We start from the raw sequence: 20,233 nt of genomic DNA, 5'->3' as shown, positions 1-20,233 counted from the left end.
ATCGATTACGTCTCACACTGTGCTTCAGAGTCCCGTGCAATCTGCTCGTCCCGTGCCCGCAAAGACGCACGTTCCCACGTCGCGCGCTTGCATCGATTTTGGGCACGAAACGTAATCTCAGACCTGATCTCGTTGCAAGGGGGATGCCCAAATCGCCTGTTTTACTGCGCGGGCGAAAGCCACAACGTGATAACGAGTCATGAGAACTGCGCTCACTCGTCTCAAATCAGCATCCGGACGGATCGCGGAACAAATAAGATCAGGATACGAGTGCGGGTCTGCGTGCCGATTTGGACGTCATTCAATATTGCTTTTCGACGTCGTGGTTCGGATATAAAGGCGATCACGCTTGCGTCTCCGTCGCGAAAGATCATCCGGATCGACGAGAGCCAGATCGGGCTTTTGAAGTAGCCGCAGGACCTCGCGCATGTCTCTCCTCAAATTGGCGATTGTAGTGAGCGAGACGAAGTATCCCTCGCGTTGCAATGCATCTCGTATCTCCGCAGGCTTGATATCGACATGATCGATGACGAGGCGACGTATGATTTCCTTGATGTCGTTCGGATTGTCGTTCGGGCCAGCCGTGCCCTTTGTGGGCTGCTTTGATAGCTGGCTCTTCTTTCGGGCTGGATCGATGGGCTTGAATGTCGATCTCCTCAAGCCCACCTCCCCATGCTGTCGTCGTCGTTTGGCTCCCTTGCCTGCGAAGTCATAAAGTCCCTCGTCGTCACGTCCTCCCATTTTAGGCTCCTCTTCGGTAAGCTCTCAGCCGACTGGGGCTGGAGAGCAGGGATGATTTGGCTGGAATTATCTAAGGCGGTCATTGCGGGCTGGATCGCGTACGGTCTCGCGACCAGAACAAGCAGCCGATGGGCCTGGGCTGCCATATTCGTTTTGGCTGTAATTCTGGGACAACTGGCTGCGTTCGAGCTGGGCTATATCCTTGTCTCGGCTGAAATGTTCGCTTTGAAAGCTACTGACGTAGCTAGGACCGTGGTTATCCCATGGTCCTCAGCCATTTCGGCAGGCGTCGGATTGGGCTTTGCTCGTTCGCGTGTCAGCCGTTGATTTTCCGCTCCTTGGCGGGCTGTGGGGCGGCTTTCCCTTCCTCCGAGAATGATCCATCCCCTGTCCTTTCAAAAATCGCCCACGGACCCCAGCTTTCCGGCTGGCCGCGAAACGGGCTCAAGCGCATACTGTTGCATCATGAGTCGGATGGATCACAGGTCCTGCCGGTGTGGCGCCGTCTATCGCCGGACGGAGGCCATGGCTCCGTGTCGGGAGATCGCGAGCTTTGAATGCTCCATCTGTGGTGCGACGCTCGAAACGTGGAACTCCGCTTGGGTCCCGGTATACCGGCTTATCGTGGGGCCGATCATTAGCCTTGGGAACGATAGTTAAGCGGGCGCATTTCTTGGCATGCAACGTTACTTTTTCGATATCCGAGACGGCCGGACACTGGTTGTTGACGAAGAGGGCTTAGAACTGGCGGATGATCAGGCCGCCGAGGCCGAGGCTGCACGATCCCTAGCTGACATGGCCCGCGACAAGGTGCTGGCCGCAGCCTCTCATGTGCTCACGATCGAGGTCCGCACTGCGAAGGGCCCGGTGGCGACTGCACGTCTTCAATGGGAACTGCAGAAGCATCAGCGACCAAATTGACTTCCTCGTCATTCAACGAGGGCACATGGAACACTTCGAGGAGCTGAGACACAAAAGAGAGATGGCGAGGCGTCTGGCCTCTCGCGTTACTGATGTGACCACGTCCCAGCTGCTGACGGCGTTCGCGGAGGAAATCGGGCACAAGCTACAGGAGCTTCTATCGAGGGACCGACGCGGGCAAATCCACGCGAGAGCTCAGCAATTGTGGGAGGAAGCTGGTCGGCCTGAAGGACGCGATGTGGAATTTTGGCTCCAAGCCGAGCGCGAATTGATGGACAGGGGCGAACCTACAATCTCTCCCGAATAATGGATGGACGTATCGCAGGCTTGATTTTCCTAGGAGGGGGTAACAAAGAACGCAATTCCCGCACTGCATCATCGCATGCAACATCAGCAGAGGCCCAATTCAGGTCCCTCTCGAAATCTAAGCAATCCCATTTTTCCAGACGATCAAAACGATCCGGATAATGCTTCGCGTAGACAGAGACGTGATGTAGCCCAATCCGTCTGCTTAGTGCGCGGACGCGCATTTCAATGTAGGACGGGGCATCATCAGCATAGTTTTCGCACGTTGATGTAATTCCGCGCAGTGTGATCTCCTCCAATTTTGCTCGATGATCTTTGACGACGCAGTATTGCGTGAAAATCTGTTCGGGCTTGATGCTCAGGACGTCGATCGGCTCGAATATGCCCGCAGCTTGGACCGAGCGCTTTCGTTCCAGCCTGATCTCGACATGAATAGCATTGTCCTCCCCCGTGATGCTCGACGGTTTTGTGTTGTAGACGCAGAGATTGCGATAAGGCCGAGATTTGCGGCGTGAGATATAGATCGAATACGTTGTGCCCCCGTATTCGTATATCCAGTCCGAATGCCTCCGATGCCGGAGGTGCAGCAAGTTCTTCAGCACTTCGACGGCTCCGTCGTACGTACATCCGGTATAGAGCTGGATCAGATCGAATGCGATATGAAGTCGATAGAGCGAGAGATTGCGATCGATCTGAGCATACAGCTGCAATAGTTCGATGCAGAAGCGTGACGGCTGATTGATGATCAGTATGTGTCGCCAAACCAGCTCGGGATTTTTCCGATCCTTCTTTCTCTTCGGAAAGGCACTCCCGCTGTTGGCCTTGATCGCGCGGATGAAGGCAGGATGAAATTTGCGCGTTGACGACACTTCGATCGTGTCAACGTATGGAGCTGCAAGTCCGATCTTGAGGGCATTGTTCCTAAGCACTATCTGTGATAGAATGTCTGACATCGACGATCTTTCTTGATCGCTCGTTCATGAGCATGAGCTTTCGATGGCTTGGGTTCGTGATTTCATTGCGCAAACGAATGGCCTCGCGCTGCTGGCACAGTGCGGGGCCTTTGGCTTTTCTATTGCGCGCGCGCGTTTGCGGGGCTGCGAGGGGCAGCTATCGTCATGACATCGGCAAGGCGGTAGTACACACTGCGAGCAGCAGGATGCAGCCGTTTAACTTCGAGCGGCCCGCCACGATGATTTTCGAGCTTCTTCACGGTATCGACGTGACATCCGAGGATCGCGGCAGCTTCCTTGCGCGTGATCAGCTCGCGCTCCTCGGTGATTGGTCTGGGCCTATTGGGACCGCGTCGGCCCAGCCTTTCGCGGACAATCCTTCTCGAATTTTTCATGACGACATCCAATAGCTACCGCACCGCGCGTCGGAGAGACGCAACGCAATCGATGCACATTGCAGTACAGCGAGATCGTCCGAGGGCGATTAGATGCCATTGTCGGCGTGATCAGGCGATTATCAGTGTGATTGAACTATTCGACGCGATCAACAGGCTAAAGCCCTGACAATGCGAAGATATCGGGAATAAACGATGGTGGCAGATTTGCCGATTTTGCGGTAGAGAATTGAAAAATCAGGAAATTCCGCATTCGAGAGACGGCCAGAAAACTTTTTTGGAAGCAGATCGTTAGCTGGGCGCGATATGGGGCGGCTGGCTAGACGCGGGGGATCATCTCCCCTACGGCCGGGATCGAACGGCTCAGGAACCCGCCCCGCCGTGCTATGATCGTGTCGTACATATGAGGGGGACCACGTTTCCGGCCTTCGCCTCCAGAATGCGTCCGATCAAGGCTGCTAGTGTCGTGAGGGCTTGAGCCCGCTCCAGATCGTACGCATGCCGGTCGTAGACGCCTTGGACGCCGGGAATTGCGTGCCCCAGGACGCGCTCTGCAATGTCCGGACGGACTTTCGCGCGGGACATCAAGGATCGCGCGGTCCTTCGCAAATCGTGCAGAGTCCAATGAGGAATGTTGGGCATAATGTCGGCCATTGCTTTGTCTAACGCGGCCTTGCCGTCTCCGAACGCACTAAAACTCCCATGGTGCCTCGTCGGATCGGTTCTCTTCGTTTTGAACGAGGCCGGAAACACATAATTGTTCGTCCGAGTCTCTAGCTGGGCCTCAATGATTGCGATGGCCAACTTGGGGAGCTTTAGACGCGCAGCGTTCCCCTTCTCCCGTTCTTCCGTCGCAATCGTCCAGACGTCTCCCGAAAGATCATCCCAGCTCATGGTGGCGACTTTGATCCGACGTTGGGCCGTCAGGAGGAGCATCTTGGCAAGATTGCCGAACACGCCCTGCCCCTCACACGCTCTGAACAAGGCCCGGATTTCCTCGTCCGAGAGGATGCGATCCCGTGCCCGCTCGGAAGGGCTCTCGATGCGGGCCATGCCCTCTCGGATGGGAGAGGAATAGTCGTCATGGCCTACGGCATATTTCGACATCATCCGGCGCAATGTGGCCAGTGTAACGTCTGCGGCTCTTGGCCCGCGCGTCTCCTCAATGTCGTCGAGGAGACTGGAAACATCAGACCTCTTGATCGACTCAAAGGGCTTCTTTCCCCAAACAGGATAAATTTTCTCGACCATTTTGCGAATTTGAGGCCCTGATCGTCTTTTACCGTCCACATATCGTTTCAGATACCGTTCGGCGGCAACTTCAAACGTATCCGAACGGGCTGCGGCATTTTTCGTGCGCTCAGCGAGGATGGTCGTCCTGTTCGCCCTGAAATTGTCTGCTGCGTCCCGAGCGGCCTTGAGGCTGACGTGATCGGACGAGCCGGGCCGGAACTCACCCAGCTTTTCCGTCCGCATCGTGCCGCGCGATTTGTCATAGAAGGACACGAGCCAGGACTTCCGGCCAGTGCCGTTGATACGCAAGATCAGCCCTTGCTTCTTTTTGTCACGAAACGCGACCTGTTTCTCGCCCGGCCTCAGCCTGAGCTTCGCAATGCTGATCTCGGTGAACAAACGATGCCGATCGGCTTCGCCGGAACGATCCCGTTTCGCGGGAGATGGGCTTTGTGGATCGAGCATGCGGCCCCTGAGATTAGGTCTGAGATTAGGTTTTCGCGACGTCTGGACGATCACCGACGTTCGGTCCTAATCCTCAAGATCGTAATCTAAGGGCTTGATAAGGTGAAGGATTTGGTTCCAGCAATCATCGCTGATCATCGACCTTCATCGATACGCGATAGGACTTTTAATCACGGGGTCCTGGGTTCGAGCCCCAGCGCGCTCACCAAAGCAACAAGCATATCAGCGAGTTATGGGTTGCGCCCTAAGTGATGCGTCCCACGAGTTTCATATGGGACGACCTTCGAGAGAGCCACTTTCTTCTTCTGGTAAAATGGCTCTGCAGTCGGATGAAAGAGATCGAGGGAGACGCGCCAAGCGGATCCGCCAACCGGACAGCAAAGGCCATCGGCAACACTAATCAAAATCCGAAGGTGCTTTCGATCGACGGCGTCGGACCGTGCTTAACGAAAGCCAGGGCTGGCATCACGACGCGATTGCGGGGCAGCTGGCACAAAGGACAATGACGAGGTCAGCTTCGCTCACGATTCGGCTCAGCATTGGGGTGAACGGATCGCCTTGCCGCAAGGACGGACGAAGGTCGGTCGACGATCGACGGCCCAACATAGCCGTTCCGAGAAACTGCCAGATGGGTATTCGCTCGCGTTCTCAATATCTTAATTCGCTTCAACGATGCTGGCAGACAGAGGGAGCATAAGCGGAGCGCAGTTGTTCACAACGAGGCGCCTTTCGTAGCAGTGTCGAGACGCTAAAATATCCGTATAGGTTGTCCATTATGGCCAAGAGCGATCTCCTAGTCTCCCTGGTGCGCGCGGGCATTGCCGGCGATAAGCCCATGCTGCGCTCTACCGTCGAGGCGATCGTCGCTGACGAGCGCGCCAAAAGCCATCACGCGTATGCTGATCGGCTGGAACGCGCGTTGCAAACGGTTGCCGTTACTCCGCCCAGCTTGGCAACGTCATCGTCTCAACGCCAGACTACCGTGGCTGGGCGGGATACGATCCTCGAAGTCACACCACGTATATCTCTCGATGAATTGGTCCTGCCCTTGCCTGCTAGGGCGGAAGGCCTTCAATTGATTGAGGAGCACGTGCGCGCTGACGTGCTCCGAGCAAGTGGATATGAGCCGCGACATCGCATTCTTCTGTCTGGTCCACCTGGCAACGGCAAGACTTCCTTCGCAGAGGCGATCGCTGAAGGTCTTGCATTGCCGTTCTTCGTCGTCCGATACGACGCGCTAGTTGGAAGCTATCTAGGCGAAACGAACGCGCGCCTTCGTGCGCTGTTCGATTACGCACGTACTCAGCCCTGCGTTCTTTTCTTCGATGAGTTTGACGCGATCGGAAAGGAGCGTGGTGACGACCACGAAACCGGCGAAATAAAGCGGGTTGTCTCATTTTTGTTGATGCAGATCGACAAGCTCCCAAGCTACGTCGTCGCCATTGCCGCCACCAACCATGCCGAATTGCTTGATCGTGCAGTGTGGCGCCGCTTCCAGCTGAAACTTTCATTTCCAGCGCCGCAGATTGCGGAGATCGCACATTTCATCGAACGAATTTTCGTTAGTTGGCCGGACCGACCGTCGCTGACGGCCGAGGAATTGGCGAGGAAGATTGATGCGACATCGTATGCTGAAGTGCTCGACTTCTGTCAGAACGTTCGACGCAGGCAAATTCTCGGCCTCGGTGAGGTTTCCATCAACTCGGCGATAACCGCTGAACTCGAGAATTGGTCATCGAGAGTGAAACCAGAGAACATTTATGGCGGGCGATTCAACCAAACCATTGCTGCAGCTGACGCCAAGCAATCAAACCGCAAGGCCAAGAGGCAAGCCGCTAAAAATTCCGAGGCCGACTAAGTATTCTGTCGCCGCTCAGAACGCAGCCTTCGGGCCGCGCTTTCGACGCCTGGAGGAGGTGCTCGGTCGTGATCCGTTAGGCCTCACGCTTCGCGCGGATCCTTCCGCACTTGCCCCCGAGCGCCTACTCGTTTTTGAAGTCAGAGGCGCCGTAGCGAATTTTGCCAACGCAATTCGTAAAGTGCCGGGCCTCGAATTGATCGACGAGGAAGAGCTTGAAGGTGACGCTGAGGACGACACTCCTGAAGCCTATCTCCTGGTTCCGGATGCTGAGGCGTTAGCGAATATTTTGTCGCTGTGGACACGGTGGTCAACCAAACGAGAGTTAGGCACTGGGTTTACACCGTGGCGGGACGTCTTCGCAACGCTTCGCGAGATAAGAACCTGGGGGCCGGGCGATCGCGTTCAGGACGGCGATCAGGTCATCCTATTAGAAGAAATCGAAGGAACAAGCGATGACGCGAACCTAATCATCGAGATCGAGCTTGTGCTCCCGAAGAACTGGCGACTCGGGCTGAGCAAGCCGTGATCGATGCCATCGGAGCATCTGGCGGTACTATGGTTTCAAAATGCCGCATCTCGGACATTGCCTATCATGCGATTTTAGCTCGATTGCCCGTATCCGCTGTTCGCCAGATTGCGGAGCGATCAGAGCACGGCATTAGCGGCATGGACGCAGTAATGCACGTGCGACCGCAAAGCATCGTACTGCCTGAACCAGCGCAAGATGCCGCGCAGCCACCTGTTGACCGCGAGCCGACGCCAGCTAATGGCGAGCCCATTTTAGCCATACTCGACGGCGTTCCGGTTGCTCAGCACCCTCTGCTCCGTAATCGCCTCAACGTTGATGATCAGTTTGGCCTTGAGCCAGGCGCTCTAGTCGCCGACAGAGTCCATGGAACGGCGATGGCTTCTCTGATTGCCCATGGCGATCGTAACCTTGCTGAACCATCGTTAACACGCCGTTTGCACGTCGTTCCCGTCCTAGGAGCCGGCGATCAATTTCCCGAAGATCGATTGGTCGTCGACCTCATATACCAAGCCGTCACAGCGATGCGCCGTGACGCCGACCCGACCGCTTCATCAGTCCTAATCGTCAACTTATCACTTGGGAATGCACGAAAACCGTTTCAAGGTAAGCTATCGCCGTGGGCACGGCTACTGGATAGGCTCTCTCACCGATATGGAATTCTCTTCTGCGTAAGCGCTGGCAATCATCCGCAGCAGTTTGACGTGCCGCCCCATATGACGATGGCGGACTACGAAGCTACTTCTCAACCGCAGCGGGCCACACAAACGCTCACAGCTCTTTCGCAGCTCATCCCTTATCGGAGGCTGCTATCTCCTTCAGAGACCGTCAACGGAGTTACTGTCGGCGCGGCCAATATTGACGCGGTTACTTCAATAGATCGGCGACGCGGCGCGGCGGGCAAAGTTGACCCGTTCCATCCGATGCTCACGGCAAATCCATCAAGTGGCCTGGGCCCCGGCTTCGCGAACAGCGTAAAGCCGGACATTCTGATGCCGGGCTCGCGCGAGCATCTGACAATGGTTGCTAGCGGAGCAGGACTTTCCGTGCGGCCAACAGCTGGAGGGCGCCCGCATGGGCTGAAGGTGGCTGCGCCGCCGAATGGCGGTGTAACTAACTGGGAGCATTACACCTGCGGAACGAGCGCAGCGGCGGCCTTAGCGTCGCGTACCGCTCACAGAATCCACGATGCGTTGGAAGAAGAGTACGGCGAGCAATTCCTGTCTTTGACGCTTCACCAGCGCGCGGTCGTCATCAAGGCGCTTCTCATCCATACAGCGACTTGGCCGACGGACAGCGCATCACTCATCAAAAACGTGCTCGGCCCTCCCGATCCCAAGCAGCACGTACGTCAAAAAGATAATATTCGGCGCTTCTTGGGTTTCGGAATTGTCAGCGCAGAAGACGCAGTTTATTGCGCTTCCGATCGAGCGACCTTCTGGACAACGGGTACGTTGGGCTCCGAGAAACGTCGTTCGATCACCGTTCCCTTGCCTGCTTGCATGGGCGGGAAGGCTCGACCGCACGCCATACAGGCGACGCTCGCTTGGTTCACGCCAGTTCTCCCCGGTCGACAATCGTATCGGTCAGTTAAACTGTCACTGCTCGCTTCCGACGAACTAGGCGGGTTCCGTGTCGACCCGAGCAAAATTCAACCAGACACCAATCAGGCAGGTAAAGGTACTGTGTATTCCCGCCGCTGGGATGGAGAAAGAGCGCCAGTTTTGACCGCAACCTCGTCAGTTGAATTCATCGTTCAACGCGAACCCGATCGCGGAGCCAATATCGATGAATCGGTGCCTTTTGGGCTAGCGGTCACGGTCACGATGCCCGGTGTTGTTGAAATCTACGATCAAGCAAGAGCACGCATCGCACCGGCTGTGGCGGTTCGTCCGCGATAGGAACAACTGACTTGTCTACACCCCGCGACAAGAAGGTCTGTGGGGCCTTCTGGGAGAACCCGTCGATGCCGCCCTGTTCGCGGCGACGATGGGTCCTCAAAGATGATGTCATAGTCCCCCTGATGAAGATGTTGCCGATCGCCGTGCGGCTCACCTTGTCGCAAAAGCGTGCCAAATTCCGATAAACCCCAGTAGTCGCCCCGAGATGAACTCCCCGCAGCATCCGCCTATTGTGCCGTATCCCTCCAGGCATTTTGGCGATGGTTTGCGTAGCGAAAGACAGCCCGCCCGTTCTGATCTGCTCCAAGTGCGGACAGCCGATGACGTTTTTGGCCACGCTTCCCGCCATCCTCAATCTGCCTGCAGTCCATGCTTTCCAGTGCCGCCCCTGTCTGCGCGTCGACACCATTCCGCTGGCATAGCACTCGGCGCGTAAGTCGGTTTGAGCTCTTGCGAAACCCATCACTCGTTGCGATCACTCCGCTGCGATCCGCGATCGATTATCAGAGCAATCCTCAAAAGCCCGCGAAGTGACCGACCGACTTGCCTGCGATGGGTTTCGCAAGTGCTCAACGCGCTAATCTGAATCTCCCGAAGCTCAAGCAGTGCAACGCGTGTGCAACGCGAAGATTATCCCCGGCTTGGGAGGCGGGAACGGCACCATCTCTGCCAAGTTATCCCGCTACCGGAGGTAACTGAAGGAGGTAGACATGCCGGTATTCATACTCTGGGCCGTCCCTACGGTGCTCGTCATCGGCGGCGTCGGCTACTATTTTCTTCGCGTAGTTCACTAGTTGAGTATTTCGGCCACGCTCGAATGCTGATGACGGTTGCCAAAGTCTAGCCGGCATTGGCATTGCCGGAAGCCTAGCGTCGAGATCATTGCCCGACGCTGGGCGGCCGCGCGAGGCGCCTCTTTGGCCGATCGGATTTTGCCGACGATGATTTGAGTTTAGCTGTCCGGTGGATTGGTGCGGCCGGTTTGCGATCGGCGCTACGCATCTTTTGCATTTGCTCGGCCGCGATCACGCGGGAGCGCAAATTCTCTAACTCGGAAAGCCCGGAAGCAAGCTCGTCGAAACGCTGTTTCAGCACAGCGGTGTGATCACCAGTGCCCATTGTACGCCCCCTGGGCTACTCGAAGACCGACCGAGACAACCGGGAAAACCATGCAAGTCGGAAATGCGGTGGCGAAGGGACAGTTCCTATTGAAAATGCCGCGCCATAGTCGCAGCGGCGTGCACCTCAAAATGGCCGAGCGTCCCCATATCGCGAACGCGGAGAAGATCAACTTCACGGGATATGATCGATCGGTCGGGCTATCGCCAGTGACGGCCCCGGCCGTGGGGGGCTTCTGGGGTGGGGAGGCCGGGGCCGCTGGAGGTGCTTGTGACCTTTTTTGGGGAAGGCCAAAGCCACCGTAGACTAGGAAAAAGCGGCGATCATTTCTGTTCGCTTTCGTACATTGCCTGTACCGTTCCATTTGCGGGGAACGGAGCAATTGCCCAATGAAGGACTATCTGGCCCAGATCGAGAAACTTCGGAAAGATGCGGCCGAATGCGCCCTGATCCGCGATTTGGCAACCGATCCAGGCAAGCGCGAAGTGTTCGACCGGCTTGCAAGCCACCTCACGGTCCTGGCTGACCAAGTTGAAATGGCCATGCTTGAGCGAAAGACCGCGACTGCCGCGTCTCGGCCCTAGAAAGGCGCGCCGCTTATTGAAAGACGTGCCTGCGGAAGGCTGCGCCTGCCGATGCTGCGAGATTTTCCGAGCTTGCCGCTCGCCCAGCCCGATTCCAAAAACCCGCTGACAACCCGCCGGAAACGTGTAGGATTCACCAAAACCGGAGGAACGGCATGTTTGAAATCAACGGTTTCGACACGGCGGGCATCGTCAGTCTCAAGCGGCTGTCACTCGCCGCCGCCCTTAAGAAAGCCAAAGAGCTTACAGAGGACGGGTGCTGGGACGTTCAGGTCGTTGATCCCTCCGGCCGGGTCTACACTTCGTTTGAAGAGCAGGCCGCCTAGCCGCCCCGCCCTTCCGGGCCATTCGAACCATCATCAGCGCCCGTTCCGCGGCTATCCGCCTCGGCCGACGTTTGACGAGGCGTTGTTCAGCCAGCGCAGCGTTGCATCGTCGCTCCAGCCAGGGACGGCAAAGCGCGCCGGCGGACCAGCATTCGCGCGGGGCCGGTCCACCGCAGGCTGGCGTGCGCGAGGGTGATGCACCGGCGCGGCATTTGCGGAGGTGCACAGCGCCAGCAACAGACCCATGGCAAGCAGAGCGCGCATCGCAGCAACTCCAATCGAGCAATCGCCCGCTGTCATCTGATGCGCCGATCGGCTCACCACAACCGATTGCGGCTTCACAAGCAGGAGAGAAGCGCGGGCACCTGCGCTGGTGCAGGCAGCTCGCAACTGCCGCGCGCCATGCCATTGCCAGTCAACTCGTTTGGGAGCAGGCTCTCTCAAGGCGCTCAAGACGCCGCACAGGAGCGAACCATGAAGGAACACGGCCTGGATGGCCGCCACCGCGACAAGGATGGCGCGATCGGCAAGAAGCACGGCAACACGCTGGTCGGCACGTTGCGCAAGATTTACGGAAGGGGTTTTGCGGCCGGCTATCCCGATACGACTGAGCTCAGCGAGGTCCTGCTTCAGCTGAACGAGACGTCGCTGAGCCAGTTGCGTCGCGATCACGACACCGGGCATCTGCAGCACAAGATCGACCACGCCGCGAAGTGACGGACTGTCAGACCTGACGGCCAATCCCGGGGCAACCTCGGTCAATCCGGAAGTTGCGGTCGTCAGCTTTCCGGAGCGGCCGTCGCAGCCGGCACCGTCAGCGGAGCGCCTCCGACCGAAACGGGACCCAGGGGCTGTGCTTCGCGAACCATCCGCTTGCGCATCGCGGCGGACAGTCCGTAGCGCGCATGCGCTCTTCGAATGGACGAGGTGACGTCCGACGTCATCGCATTTTGCAGCGCATCGATCTTCGCCATCAGCGTGGATAGCTGCGAGGAGATCTTCCGCACGTCGACCCGTTCGTCTGTGATGCTCTGCCGCAGCGACAACAGCACCATTGAATCCTGCTGCAGCAAAACCGAGTTCTGGTCCGTTGCCTGATTGGTCTGTTGCAGCAACGCGGTGTGTTGCTGCTGGGCCGCCTGAATGTCCTTCAAGGCCGCGACGACCGGATCGGGTTTCGGCACGGACGCTTCCAGGCGCGGAAGCAGTTCCGCCAGGCTGCCGACGTTCAGCGACCGAAAATCGGACGGCGACGTGTAGATCGCCGCCGCGCCGTTGATGGCCAGGGCGCACACCGACAGGGCCAGGACCGATTTCCGGCTGGACTGCTTGATCGGAACTGAGGTTTCCTGGACCGCGGGTTCCTGCTCCGCTGCGGCAGCTGCAAGGGCTGCAGCGTCGAGCTCTTCAGCGAAGCTTGTCGTTTCGAAAGTCGCGGTCATTTGCATTGACCCCAGTGAGCGAGCAACAGGAAGCCGCCCCTGAACCGTCCTCGCGACGACCCCTTGTACGCAGCACCCTTACACAACTGTCTAGAATTGTGAGCATTTTGGATTAATTCCACGTTAGCGGCACGGCCGGCGGAGGGGCGCGGCGCCCCCCGCCGATTACGGGGCGGTCGCATATGGCAGCGATGACGCCTGCGGCCATCCTTCGACACGCCCGCCCTTGGCGGGCTCTCAGGATGAGGACCGGGTACGCGGCACTCGTTTTTTGCGAGCACCGGTGCAGCTGAGCCTCATCCTGAGGAGACCGCGAAGCGGTCGTCTCGAAGGACGAGGCGCGCGCGCAAAATGGTTGCGACCAGCGGTGCCGCCGGATTCAAAACACCTTGTGCCAGCAGCACTTAGCTACTGTGCATGGGGTTGTTTTCGCATTTTGATGCGCTCTCCCCCTCATCCAGCACTCCGAACAGCTCCTCCATCCGCTCGCAGATTACAAACCTCGTCCGATCGGGCTCGTAGCGCGTTTGCGCGACACAGTCGTTCGCCGCTCGACCTGGGCCTTGGCATCGAGCACCTTGTCTCCAGCTCGTGCGGCTCGCTGGTCTGAAAGGCTCGAGCCTCTCCCTGACTGAACATCCGAGCCAACGCCGGTGTTTCCCTGAGCCTGTGTTGCCGGCCGTAATCTGTTTTGGGAGGACGCCGAACCAGTGGCCTTTTGATCCTCGTTGCTCGTGCCGCTCCCAATCGCGCCGATCGGCAGGCCATTTTGAGCGTGACCAGCCCCGGCATTTCTCGCGGCCTGAGCTGCCGCCCGCGACCTCGCGGGCGTGGCGGGCTGAACGTTCGGATTGGTCGGTTGGCTGTTGGTGCCCAGATCTCCGCCGGGGGCAGTGTCCTTCGTCCCCATCCCCGCGGGTGCGGAAGGACCTGCATTGCCCGCACTCGTCCCCATTCCAGAGGGCGCCGAGCCGCCAGCGCCACCCGGCGCCGTTCCCATGCCCGCCCCTGCCGACCCGGCATTTGCGCCGCCTGCTTGCACCAGGGCCAACAGACACGAGCTTGCGACAATCGCGACAATAATCGAAGGAATGGCATGTGACATCGGACAATCTCCTTCGCCACGCCCCAATTAACTATAATGGTGGAACAGGGACTCCGCTACGAATTCGCAGTTGTTCGCGCTGACGAACGCGCGAGCCCTCACCCCTCGTCCAGCAGTTCGAGCAGCTCCTCGACCCGCTCGAACGGCGCGTCCTGCATCTTGGCATGATGGACCACGCGATCGCCATCGCGTTGCAACGACCGTCCCTTCGACTTCCGCAGGCGCCCGGGCAGGAACGTCGCGGCCGCAGCCTCGGGGCCAACGTCGAGGCGGATGATACCTCTGCGCTTGCACTCGAGCCTCAGCCTTGCTGCAGCGAAGAAGTCGCGCGCGACCTTCGGCTGCGGGCCGAAGCGGCGGGAGGTTTCCTCCTCGAGGTCTTCGAGGTCGTCCTCGTCCGTGCATCTTGCGGCGCGCGCATAGAGTTCGAGCCGCACCGGCTCGGACTGCACATAGGTCTCGGGCAGCATGTCCGCGACCGGCAGGTTCAGGTCAGGCACCCACACCGCCTGCCCCTCATCGAGCTTCTCAGAAGCCATCTTCAGGAGGTGGCTGTAGAGCACGGGCCCGAACACCTGGACGTGGCCGGATTGCTGCTCCGAAAACAGGTCGCCGGCGCCTCGCAGATCGAGGTCGCGCTCGCTGATGGCAAAGCCCGCGCCGGGCCGGCTGAACTCTTCGAGCACGGCCAACCGCTTCTCGGATTGTCCGGACTGCGTCTCGGTCAACAGATGGGCGAAGGCGCGGATGCCGCCGCGGCCGACGCGCCCGCGCAGCTGGTGCAGCTGGGCGAGGCCGAACTTCTCCGGCCAGCAGACCACGATGGTGTTGGCACGGGGAATGTCGAGGCCGCTCTCGACGATGTTGGTCGCGAGCAGCACGTCGGCCCTGCCCTCGACGAAACTCATCATGCGGTCGTCGATCTCGTCGGCCGCTAGTCTCCCGTGCAGGCAGACAATGCTTAAGTCAGGCGCCACCGCCTGCACCCGCGCCAGCATGGGATCGAGATCCTGGATGCGCGGACAGATCAGGAAACTCTGGCCGTGGCGGCGCTGCTCGCGCAGCAACGCGGAGGCAATCGCCGCGTCCGACAACGGCGCGATCCGGGTTGCGACCGGCAGCCGGTGCACCGGGGGCGAAGCGATCACGCTCAGATCGCGGAAGCCGGCCAGGCCCGCGGCAAGCGTGCGCGGGATCGGCGTCGCGCTCATCATCAGCACATGGACGTTCTTGGCGAGGCCGGAGAGCTTGGCCTTCTCGGCCGCGCCAAAATGCTGCTCCTCGTCGATGATGACGAGGCCGAGATCGTCAAACTTGACGTCCTTGCCACCGAGCGCCTGCGTGCCGATCACGACCTTGATCCGGCCGCTGCGCAGTCCCTCCTTGGTCTCGCGCAGCTCCGCGCCCGAGGTCGCCCGCGACAGATTTCCCACCTCGATGCCGAACGGTGCAAAGCGCTTCTGGAACGTTGCGACGTGCTGCCGTGCCAGCACTGTCGTCGGCACCGCGATCGCGACCTGCTTGCCCGACAGCACGACGGCGGCCGCCGCACGCAGCGCCACCTCGGTCTTGCCAAAGCCGACGTCGCCGCAGATCACCCGATCCATCGGGTGGCCGGAGGCGAGATCGTCCAGCACGTCGGCGATCGCCTTGGCCTGGTCGGTCGTCGTGAAGTAAGGGAAACGCGCGACGAACTTCTCGTAGGCCGATCCCGGCGGAACCAGCTTGTCGCCGCGCCGCTTGCGGCGCTGGCTGATGTGCTTGGCCAGCGCCTTGCCTGCCACCTGGATTTCGCGCTCGGCCTCACCGCGGCGGGCCCACCACGTGCTGCCGTCCGCCTTGTCGAGCGAAAGCTTGCCGAGCTCGGCCGCGTAGGGCCACATCAGGGCTAGATCGGGCGGCGGTACCAGCACCGCATTGTCGCCGGCGAACTTCAGGCGGATCATCTCCCGCATTGCGCCGCCGCCGGTGTTCACGGTCTGCAGGCCGTCGAGCACGCCGAGGCCGCGCTGGAGATGGACGACCACCGTCCCCTGCTCGGGCACATCGGCATGGTCAAACGCCGCGCTCCAGGCGCGCGCCATCGGCTGCGGATGATGCGCTCGGCTGCCGAGCACGTCGGACGCGGTCACGACAACGAGAGGCTTCTTCCCCGGCATGACGAAGCCTGCATCGAGATCGGCCAGCAGCGCCGCCTCGCCGCTGCGCCCGCGCGCCGCGTCGTCCCAATCTTCGCAACGCTGCGCCTTGAGGCCGCTCATCCGCTCCATCACGCGCAGATCGTCCTCATGCGCTGCGGCGAGGATCAGTCGCGATCCGGCCCGGCGCGTCTCCTCGACGAAAGCACGCAGCGCCTTCCTGGAGGATGTCAGCTTCGAAAACTCCGGGATGGTCTGGAAGGACGATGCGCGCGGCAACACCTTCATCCCCCGTGAGAGCTGCTTCCAGTCGCGCCGTCCGAGATATTCGCGCTCACGCTCCGCACGCGGCGCGGCCTCCTCGATCGTGTCAAACCAGCCGTCGGCATGCACCGGCACGCCCGCATCGGCGATCCATTTGGCGCGTCCGCAATAGTCGAACAGGCTCGCGCGCTTGCCGCGCTTGCCGGCAAGGCCAAGCCGCTCCGACATGGGATCGACGACAAGCTCCTCGGTCTCGAAGATGATCCTGTGCTCGTTCGGGTCGAACGCCACGATCCGCCTGATCGCGCGATCCGAATGCTCGATCCGGAACGGCCCCAGCGCCCCGGCTGGAAATATCTCGAAGGTCTGGCCGTGAAACAGCGCCCCACCCGGATAATCCGGCTCGTCGTCGAGGTCGTATCCGAGCGCTTCGAGGTGCGTCTCGAGATCCTGTTCGGAGAATGTGCCGCCCACCTTCAGGCTCACGCTCAGACGCGACAGGCTCGCCGGCGGCGGCAATCGCTCCATCACGGCTTCCGCCGTCGAGACCAGAAACAGCGGCTTCTTGGATTTCGCGAGGCGCCTCAGGACAGAGGCTCTGCGCCCTGCGAGTTCGTGCGACGGCTCGAGCTGATCGAACGGCAAGGTGTTCAATCGCGGAAACACCAGGACCTCGCACGACGGGTCGAGCGCGTGAATGACACTGCCGAGCCGCTCCGCCCTGTTCTCGCTCTCGGCGAGAAAAACGATGCCGCTGCGTCCGGACTGCGTCCATTGGGCAAGCAGATGGAGCGCCAGCACGCCGAGCGGCGACGAGGACGAGATCGCAGTGCGCTGCGCCTCTTTGCTCTTCCTTGACGACGTCTTGTTTGGCAGCGCCTTGCGTGGCGACGTCTTGTTCGCCGTTGTCTTGTTCGGTGACGTCTTGTTCGGTGACGCCTTCTTCGGCGGCGTCTTGGCCACCCGCGCCTTTTTGGTAAGCCTCACTTGAATCCGTTTCTGGTCGTAAGCCGTCGTCAACTGAACGCCAGCCGCCCTCATTCCGATTCGGCGACTTCTCGCCATGCATATGGGATTTGCCCGGTGAACGCACGCCTGGTGGCAACGTTCGGCGCGGCGCCGCGATCCCGACAATTTGGCTGTTGATCGAGCTCGGGCCGGAACTAGCGCGGCGCGAGATCTGCGTCTGTCGATGCGACGCTTGGCGCGATTGTAAACATTCTGCGCCCGGAGAGAAACGAAAAACCCCAGCGCTTGGAGCCACGCTGGGGCGTTTCGAGCAAAATGAACTGGTCAAGCAATGACGTCTTCATAGCAGCGATTTCACCGCGCGCTTGTGAACTGGTTCACACACGCCAAACAAACGACCTCGGTGAGACCGAGGTCGCCAACCTTTGTGGGGAAGGTTTACTCCCGGCCTGGGGGTTTTGGGGCTTGGGGATGGGCCGGGAGCCAGGATTCGACGTTTGTCGTGCCAAGTCGTTCCAAAGTCGCCGGCGGAGGTTCGCCCGCGCGGCCAATCACGCCGGAACGGGGTACCGCATTCCCCGGTTTGAGCGCGCACCCGTCGCGCGCTAGGATGCCTTCTTTTACGGAGGCTCATTTGAGATCACTCTTTTTCATCGCCGCCATTGCACTGCTTGCGACGGCTCCCGCACGCTCACAGCCGCTGGTCGATCCCAACAAGGTTGCTCCCGAATTCCGCGAGGCGGCCGAGAAGCGCCGGGCCGAGCAGTTGCGCCAGCGCGAATGCGCGCTGAAGGCGGATCTCGAGAAAGTGCTGCCCAGGGATCGCACCGCCTTTCTCAACCAATGCCTGGACACGATGGCGGCTAAGCAATAGCGGCGACCGTTTTCCAACCGGCTTGTTCCGCCACCGGCCTCGGCCGGCCGATGGCGCTTGCCCGCGCGGTCTGCGAGCATTTCGCCACGAAGGCATTCAAGCTTTCTTCAGACATTTGGGATCATCTGACGATCCATTTCCCAAAGTCATTGTTGTCCGCGCATGAGTTCAGTCCAGATTCAGTGCACGCGGTGCAAGAACGTGTTTCGCGATCGCGCCGGGCGGTTGCAGGACGGCTATTCCAGGCAATGTCCGAGCTGCGAAGTGGTGCTGTTCTTCGCCGAGGATTCCCAGCATCCCTTCGTCAAGCGCGCGATGCGCGATGCGCGCAAGGTCCGCAAGGAGATGCGCGAGGCCGACGCAGCGAAGTTAACTGCGCCCGAACCGCAGGGGCAGCAGTCGAGGAGGTTCGCCGGACGGACGCGATCGGCGGGACGCGAGGACTAGCTCACCTTCCGCCTCTGCTTCCTCGGAAACAGGCGGTCGCGGATATAGCGCGAGGTCGGCGTCAGACGGATGCCGCGCGGCTTCTGCCAGGCGGCGCGGTCGATCTCCTTTTTGTCGCCGATCGCCAGCCTGCCTTTGGCCGTCTTGGCAATGAAGATCGCGTCGCTCATCTTGCGACCGGAGCGCTTGTTCCTCGCCGTCACTTCCTTCCAGAGGCTGATCCTGCCGAGCTTCAGCTTGGGCAGCTCCTCCCTGATCTCCCGCCGCAGGCAGTCCTTGTCGGACTCGCGCGCGCGCTTGCGGCCGCCCGGGAACATCCACAGGCCGTCCGACCGGCGTCTGACCAACAAGACCTTACCGCGCCGCGCGGCAACCAGTTTGGAAGACTTCGCCATTGCTGCCGTCATTGAAACCAGAATCGTCCCAATCGTAACTTGTCTAGTCGAACAGACAAGTTCCCGGCACGTTTTGATCACAGGCCGCGATCCTTCGGGTCCTGGCGCGACACGGCGGAAAGATCGCGCCGATCGAGGCAAGATCAGCCCTCGGCCGTTCCCGCCCGATCCTCGGTCCTGATCCAGGCCATCATCATCTCCCAGGCCACCGACAGGATGATCGGCCCGATGAACAGGCCGACGATGCCGTGGGCCAGCGTGCCGCCGATCACGCCGACGAAGATCACGATGGTCGGCGTGGTCAGGCCACGCCCCATCACGAGCGGCTTCAACATGGTGTCGAGGAAGCCGACCACGACGAGAAACACGGTGAGCAACAGCGCCGTGGTGACGTCCTTGGCGGTCCAGATCCAGATGATGACAGGCAGCAGCACGAGGAAGGCGCCGATCTGCACGATCGAGAGCAGCAGCACGATGAAGGCGAGAAGGCCGGCGCTCGGCACCGCGGCGAGCTTGAAGCCGATGCCGGCGAGCAGCGCCTGCACGATCGCGACGCCGATCACCCCCTGCGCCACGGCGCGGATGGTCGCGCCCGCGAGCGACAGGAAATGCTCGGTCTGCTCGGGCACGATGCGAAACAGGAAACCGCGGCTGGCCGCGACCAGCCGCGGTCCATGTGGAAACAAAAAGCCGGCCACGAACACCGACACCAGGAACTGGAGCGTGCCGACGCCGGCATCGCCCGCGAGCGAAAGCAGCGGGCCCGCCAGCGGCTGGAGATACGGCGCTACCTCGCGTACCACCGCGCGGACGTTGGTGTAGGCCTGGTCCCAGAGCTCGTAGAGCAAGGGGCCGACCAGAGGCCACGATTTGAGCTGCTCGGGCGCGGCCTGAAGCGCCAGATCGCCGGTGCCGAGCTGATGCGCCAGCTCACGCACGCCGTCCACCGCGCTGATGCCGAGCCAGGTGGCCGGGCCAATGACGATGCCGAGCGTGATCAGGGTCAGGATCACTGCTGCGGTCTTGGGCCGGCCGCCGAGGATTTTTGCGACCCAGCTGAAGGCCGGATAGAACGCGACCGCGAGCACGCCGCTCCAGGCCAGGATCGGCACGAACGGGCGGATGATCAGGAAGGTCCAGATGATCAGCAGGGCCAGCAGGCCGAGCCGGATCACGAGCTGGATGACATCCTCTCCCGTCAGGAGCTGACGGAGACTTTTCACGGGCACTGCTTTCCTTGCGGCATGAACGCAACTTCCGGTGCTTGC

At 60.2% G+C, this 20,233-nt stretch carries 21 protein-coding genes; 11 read left to right on the top strand and 10 right to left on the bottom strand.

Going from position 1 to position 20,233, the window contains the following annotated elements:
* Positions 1 to 297: 297 nt before the first annotated feature.
* On the bottom strand, positions 298 to 741 hold the full coding sequence (locus GA0061098_RS26405) for a hypothetical protein (RefSeq protein WP_129590937.1): 444 nt from the start codon (positions 739 to 741) through the stop codon (positions 298 to 300).
* Between the two features lie 51 nt (positions 742 to 792).
* On the opposite strand from GA0061098_RS26405, the gene GA0061098_RS44025 reads away from it, so the two are divergent.
* The 3 genes from GA0061098_RS44025 to GA0061098_RS47270 all read left to right on the top strand — a co-directional run bounded on the left by GA0061098_RS44025 (position 793) and on the right by GA0061098_RS47270 (position 1,969).
* Positions 793 to 1,068 carry a hypothetical protein gene (locus tag GA0061098_RS44025; protein WP_129590936.1) on the top strand — a complete coding sequence of 92 codons (276 nt, stop codon included), beginning with the start codon at positions 793 to 795 and terminating at the stop codon, positions 1,066 to 1,068.
* 351 nt (positions 1,069 to 1,419) lie between these two features.
* Complete coding sequence (locus tag GA0061098_RS26395; protein WP_091963444.1) at positions 1,420 to 1,662, top strand: DUF6894 family protein; 243 nt, start codon at positions 1,420 to 1,422, stop codon at positions 1,660 to 1,662.
* Positions 1,571 to 1,969, top strand: a complete 399-nt coding sequence (locus tag GA0061098_RS47270; RefSeq protein ID WP_347337540.1) for a DUF2934 domain-containing protein — start codon at positions 1,571 to 1,573, stop codon at positions 1,967 to 1,969. Before GA0061098_RS26395 ends, GA0061098_RS47270 begins: the two co-directional genes overlap by 92 nt.
* On the opposite strand, the gene GA0061098_RS26385 is transcribed toward GA0061098_RS47270, so the two are convergent.
* The 3 genes from GA0061098_RS26385 to GA0061098_RS26375 form a co-directional block, all read right to left on the bottom strand.
* Positions 1,950 to 2,921 (bottom strand): hypothetical protein, encoded by a 972-nt coding sequence (locus GA0061098_RS26385; protein ID WP_091963441.1) that lies wholly within the window; start codon positions 2,919 to 2,921, stop codon positions 1,950 to 1,952. The two genes, GA0061098_RS47270 and GA0061098_RS26385, sit on opposite strands and share 20 nt — an antisense overlap.
* Before the next feature lie 119 nt (positions 2,922 to 3,040).
* On the bottom strand, positions 3,041 to 3,316 hold the full coding sequence (locus GA0061098_RS44020; protein ID WP_129590935.1) for a hypothetical protein: 276 nt from the start codon (positions 3,314 to 3,316) through the stop codon (positions 3,041 to 3,043).
* A 384-nt stretch (positions 3,317 to 3,700) separates the two neighbouring features.
* Positions 3,701 to 5,014 (bottom strand): tyrosine-type recombinase/integrase, encoded by a 1,314-nt coding sequence (locus tag GA0061098_RS26375; RefSeq protein ID WP_091963435.1) that lies wholly within the window; start codon positions 5,012 to 5,014, stop codon positions 3,701 to 3,703.
* Positions 5,015 to 5,789: 775 nt separating this feature from the next.
* Here GA0061098_RS26375 and GA0061098_RS26370 point away from each other — a divergent pair.
* Genes GA0061098_RS26370 through GA0061098_RS26365 form a run of 3 tightly spaced genes read left to right on the top strand, consistent with a single transcriptional unit; the run spans position 5,790 to position 9,302 of the window.
* Positions 5,790 to 6,872: an AAA family ATPase gene (locus tag GA0061098_RS26370; protein ID WP_091963432.1), complete on the top strand. Its 1,083-nt coding sequence runs from the start codon at positions 5,790 to 5,792 to the stop codon at positions 6,870 to 6,872.
* A complete protein-coding gene (locus GA0061098_RS45670) occupies positions 6,775 to 7,401 on the top strand; it encodes a hypothetical protein (RefSeq protein ID WP_208610684.1) in 627 nt (208 codons plus the stop codon). The genes GA0061098_RS26370 and GA0061098_RS45670 overlap by 98 nt, the downstream gene beginning before the upstream one ends.
* Entirely contained in the window at positions 7,398 to 9,302 is a 1,905-nt protein-coding gene (locus GA0061098_RS26365) for a S8 family peptidase (RefSeq protein ID WP_208610681.1), read from the top strand. The genes GA0061098_RS45670 and GA0061098_RS26365 overlap by 4 nt, the downstream gene beginning before the upstream one ends.
* Before the next feature lie 879 nt (positions 9,303 to 10,181).
* On the opposite strand, the gene GA0061098_RS44015 is transcribed toward GA0061098_RS26365, so the two are convergent.
* Entirely contained in the window at positions 10,182 to 10,421 is a 240-nt protein-coding gene (locus tag GA0061098_RS44015) for a hypothetical protein (protein WP_129590934.1), read from the bottom strand.
* Between the two features lie 389 nt (positions 10,422 to 10,810).
* Here GA0061098_RS44015 and GA0061098_RS26360 point away from each other — a divergent pair, with 389 nt between their 5' ends.
* Positions 10,811 to 11,005, top strand: a complete 195-nt coding sequence (locus tag GA0061098_RS26360; RefSeq protein ID WP_208610680.1) for a hypothetical protein — start codon at positions 10,811 to 10,813, stop codon at positions 11,003 to 11,005.
* Positions 11,006 to 11,160: 155 nt separating this feature from the next.
* Positions 11,161 to 11,331 carry a hypothetical protein gene (locus tag GA0061098_RS45170; protein ID WP_165637612.1) on the top strand — a complete coding sequence of 57 codons (171 nt, stop codon included), beginning with the start codon at positions 11,161 to 11,163 and terminating at the stop codon, positions 11,329 to 11,331.
* Between the two features lie 51 nt (positions 11,332 to 11,382).
* Here GA0061098_RS45170 and GA0061098_RS26355 read toward each other — a convergent pair whose 3' ends face one another.
* Positions 11,383 to 11,595: a hypothetical protein gene (locus GA0061098_RS26355; RefSeq protein WP_091963429.1), complete on the bottom strand. Its 213-nt coding sequence runs from the start codon at positions 11,593 to 11,595 to the stop codon at positions 11,383 to 11,385.
* Positions 11,596 to 11,805: 210 nt separating this feature from the next.
* Here GA0061098_RS26355 and GA0061098_RS26350 point away from each other — a divergent pair, with 210 nt between their 5' ends.
* Positions 11,806 to 12,048 (top strand): hypothetical protein, encoded by a 243-nt coding sequence (locus GA0061098_RS26350; RefSeq protein ID WP_028144537.1) that lies wholly within the window; start codon positions 11,806 to 11,808, stop codon positions 12,046 to 12,048.
* A gap of 62 nt (positions 12,049 to 12,110) precedes the next feature.
* On the opposite strand, the gene GA0061098_RS26345 is transcribed toward GA0061098_RS26350, so the two are convergent.
* Together GA0061098_RS26345 and GA0061098_RS26335 are read right to left on the bottom strand one after the other, a co-directional pair.
* Positions 12,111 to 12,779 (bottom strand): hypothetical protein, encoded by a 669-nt coding sequence (locus tag GA0061098_RS26345; RefSeq protein WP_165637611.1) that lies wholly within the window; start codon positions 12,777 to 12,779, stop codon positions 12,111 to 12,113.
* A gap of 1,197 nt (positions 12,780 to 13,976) precedes the next feature.
* Entirely contained in the window at positions 13,977 to 17,081 is a 3,105-nt protein-coding gene (locus GA0061098_RS26335; protein WP_091963698.1) for a DEAD/DEAH box helicase, read from the bottom strand.
* A 778-nt stretch (positions 17,082 to 17,859) separates the two neighbouring features.
* Here GA0061098_RS26335 and GA0061098_RS26330 point away from each other — a divergent pair.
* Together GA0061098_RS26330 and GA0061098_RS26325 are read left to right on the top strand one after the other, a co-directional pair.
* Positions 17,860 to 18,123: a hypothetical protein gene (locus tag GA0061098_RS26330; RefSeq protein WP_091963420.1), complete on the top strand. Its 264-nt coding sequence runs from the start codon at positions 17,860 to 17,862 to the stop codon at positions 18,121 to 18,123.
* A 162-nt stretch (positions 18,124 to 18,285) separates the two neighbouring features.
* Entirely contained in the window at positions 18,286 to 18,570 is a 285-nt protein-coding gene (locus GA0061098_RS26325; protein ID WP_091963418.1) for a hypothetical protein, read from the top strand.
* Here the strand turns inward: GA0061098_RS26325 and GA0061098_RS26320 are convergent.
* The gene (locus GA0061098_RS26320; RefSeq protein ID WP_165637610.1) at positions 18,567 to 18,965 is read right to left on the bottom strand and encodes an NUDIX hydrolase; all 399 of its coding nucleotides are present in this window, start codon (positions 18,963 to 18,965) and stop codon (positions 18,567 to 18,569) included. The two genes, GA0061098_RS26325 and GA0061098_RS26320, sit on opposite strands and share 4 nt — an antisense overlap.
* Positions 18,966 to 19,108: 143 nt before the next feature.
* A complete protein-coding gene (locus GA0061098_RS26315; protein WP_091963412.1) occupies positions 19,109 to 20,194 on the bottom strand; it encodes an AI-2E family transporter in 1,086 nt (361 codons plus the stop codon).
* Positions 20,195 to 20,233: the final 39 nt, after the last annotated feature.

This window comes from Bradyrhizobium shewense, assembly GCF_900094605.1.
GTDB classification, from domain to species: domain Bacteria; phylum Pseudomonadota; class Alphaproteobacteria; order Rhizobiales; family Xanthobacteraceae; genus Bradyrhizobium; species Bradyrhizobium shewense.
Note: the sequence above shows the minus strand (reverse complement) of the source record. Positions and strands in the feature narration are given on the sequence as shown.

Bases quoted from the DNA above. Each gene is read 5' to 3' on its own strand.
- GA0061098_RS26405 (WP_129590937.1), bottom strand. From the start codon at position 741: ATGGGAGGACGTGACGACGAGGGACTTTATGACTTCGCAGGCAAGGGA.
- GA0061098_RS44025 (WP_129590936.1), top strand. From the start codon at position 793: ATGATTTGGCTGGAATTATCTAAGGCGGTCATTGCGGGCTGGATCGCG.
- GA0061098_RS26395 (WP_091963444.1), top strand. From the start codon at position 1,420: ATGCAACGTTACTTTTTCGATATCCGAGACGGCCGGACACTGGTTGTT.
- GA0061098_RS47270 (WP_347337540.1), top strand. From the start codon at position 1,571: ATGTGCTCACGATCGAGGTCCGCACTGCGAAGGGCCCGGTGGCGACTG.
- GA0061098_RS26385 (WP_091963441.1), bottom strand. From the start codon at position 2,921: ATGTCAGACATTCTATCACAGATAGTGCTTAGGAACAATGCCCTCAAG.
- GA0061098_RS44020 (WP_129590935.1), bottom strand. From the start codon at position 3,316: ATGAAAAATTCGAGAAGGATTGTCCGCGAAAGGCTGGGCCGACGCGGT.
- GA0061098_RS26375 (WP_091963435.1), bottom strand. From the start codon at position 5,014: ATGCTCGATCCACAAAGCCCATCTCCCGCGAAACGGGATCGTTCCGGC.
- GA0061098_RS26370 (WP_091963432.1), top strand. From the start codon at position 5,790: ATGGCCAAGAGCGATCTCCTAGTCTCCCTGGTGCGCGCGGGCATTGCC.
- GA0061098_RS45670 (WP_208610684.1), top strand. From the start codon at position 6,775: ATGGCGGGCGATTCAACCAAACCATTGCTGCAGCTGACGCCAAGCAAT.
- GA0061098_RS44015 (WP_129590934.1), bottom strand. From the start codon at position 10,421: ATGGGCACTGGTGATCACACCGCTGTGCTGAAACAGCGTTTCGACGAG.
- GA0061098_RS26360 (WP_208610680.1), top strand. From the start codon at position 10,811: ATGAAGGACTATCTGGCCCAGATCGAGAAACTTCGGAAAGATGCGGCC.
- GA0061098_RS45170 (WP_165637612.1), top strand. From the start codon at position 11,161: ATGTTTGAAATCAACGGTTTCGACACGGCGGGCATCGTCAGTCTCAAG.
- GA0061098_RS26355 (WP_091963429.1), bottom strand. From the start codon at position 11,595: ATGCGCGCTCTGCTTGCCATGGGTCTGTTGCTGGCGCTGTGCACCTCC.
- GA0061098_RS26350 (WP_028144537.1), top strand. From the start codon at position 11,806: ATGAAGGAACACGGCCTGGATGGCCGCCACCGCGACAAGGATGGCGCG.
- GA0061098_RS26345 (WP_165637611.1), bottom strand. From the start codon at position 12,779: ATGCAAATGACCGCGACTTTCGAAACGACAAGCTTCGCTGAAGAGCTC.
- GA0061098_RS26330 (WP_091963420.1), top strand. From the start codon at position 17,860: ATGCCTTCTTTTACGGAGGCTCATTTGAGATCACTCTTTTTCATCGCC.
- GA0061098_RS26325 (WP_091963418.1), top strand. From the start codon at position 18,286: ATGAGTTCAGTCCAGATTCAGTGCACGCGGTGCAAGAACGTGTTTCGC.
- GA0061098_RS26320 (WP_165637610.1), bottom strand. From the start codon at position 18,965: ATGGCGAAGTCTTCCAAACTGGTTGCCGCGCGGCGCGGTAAGGTCTTG.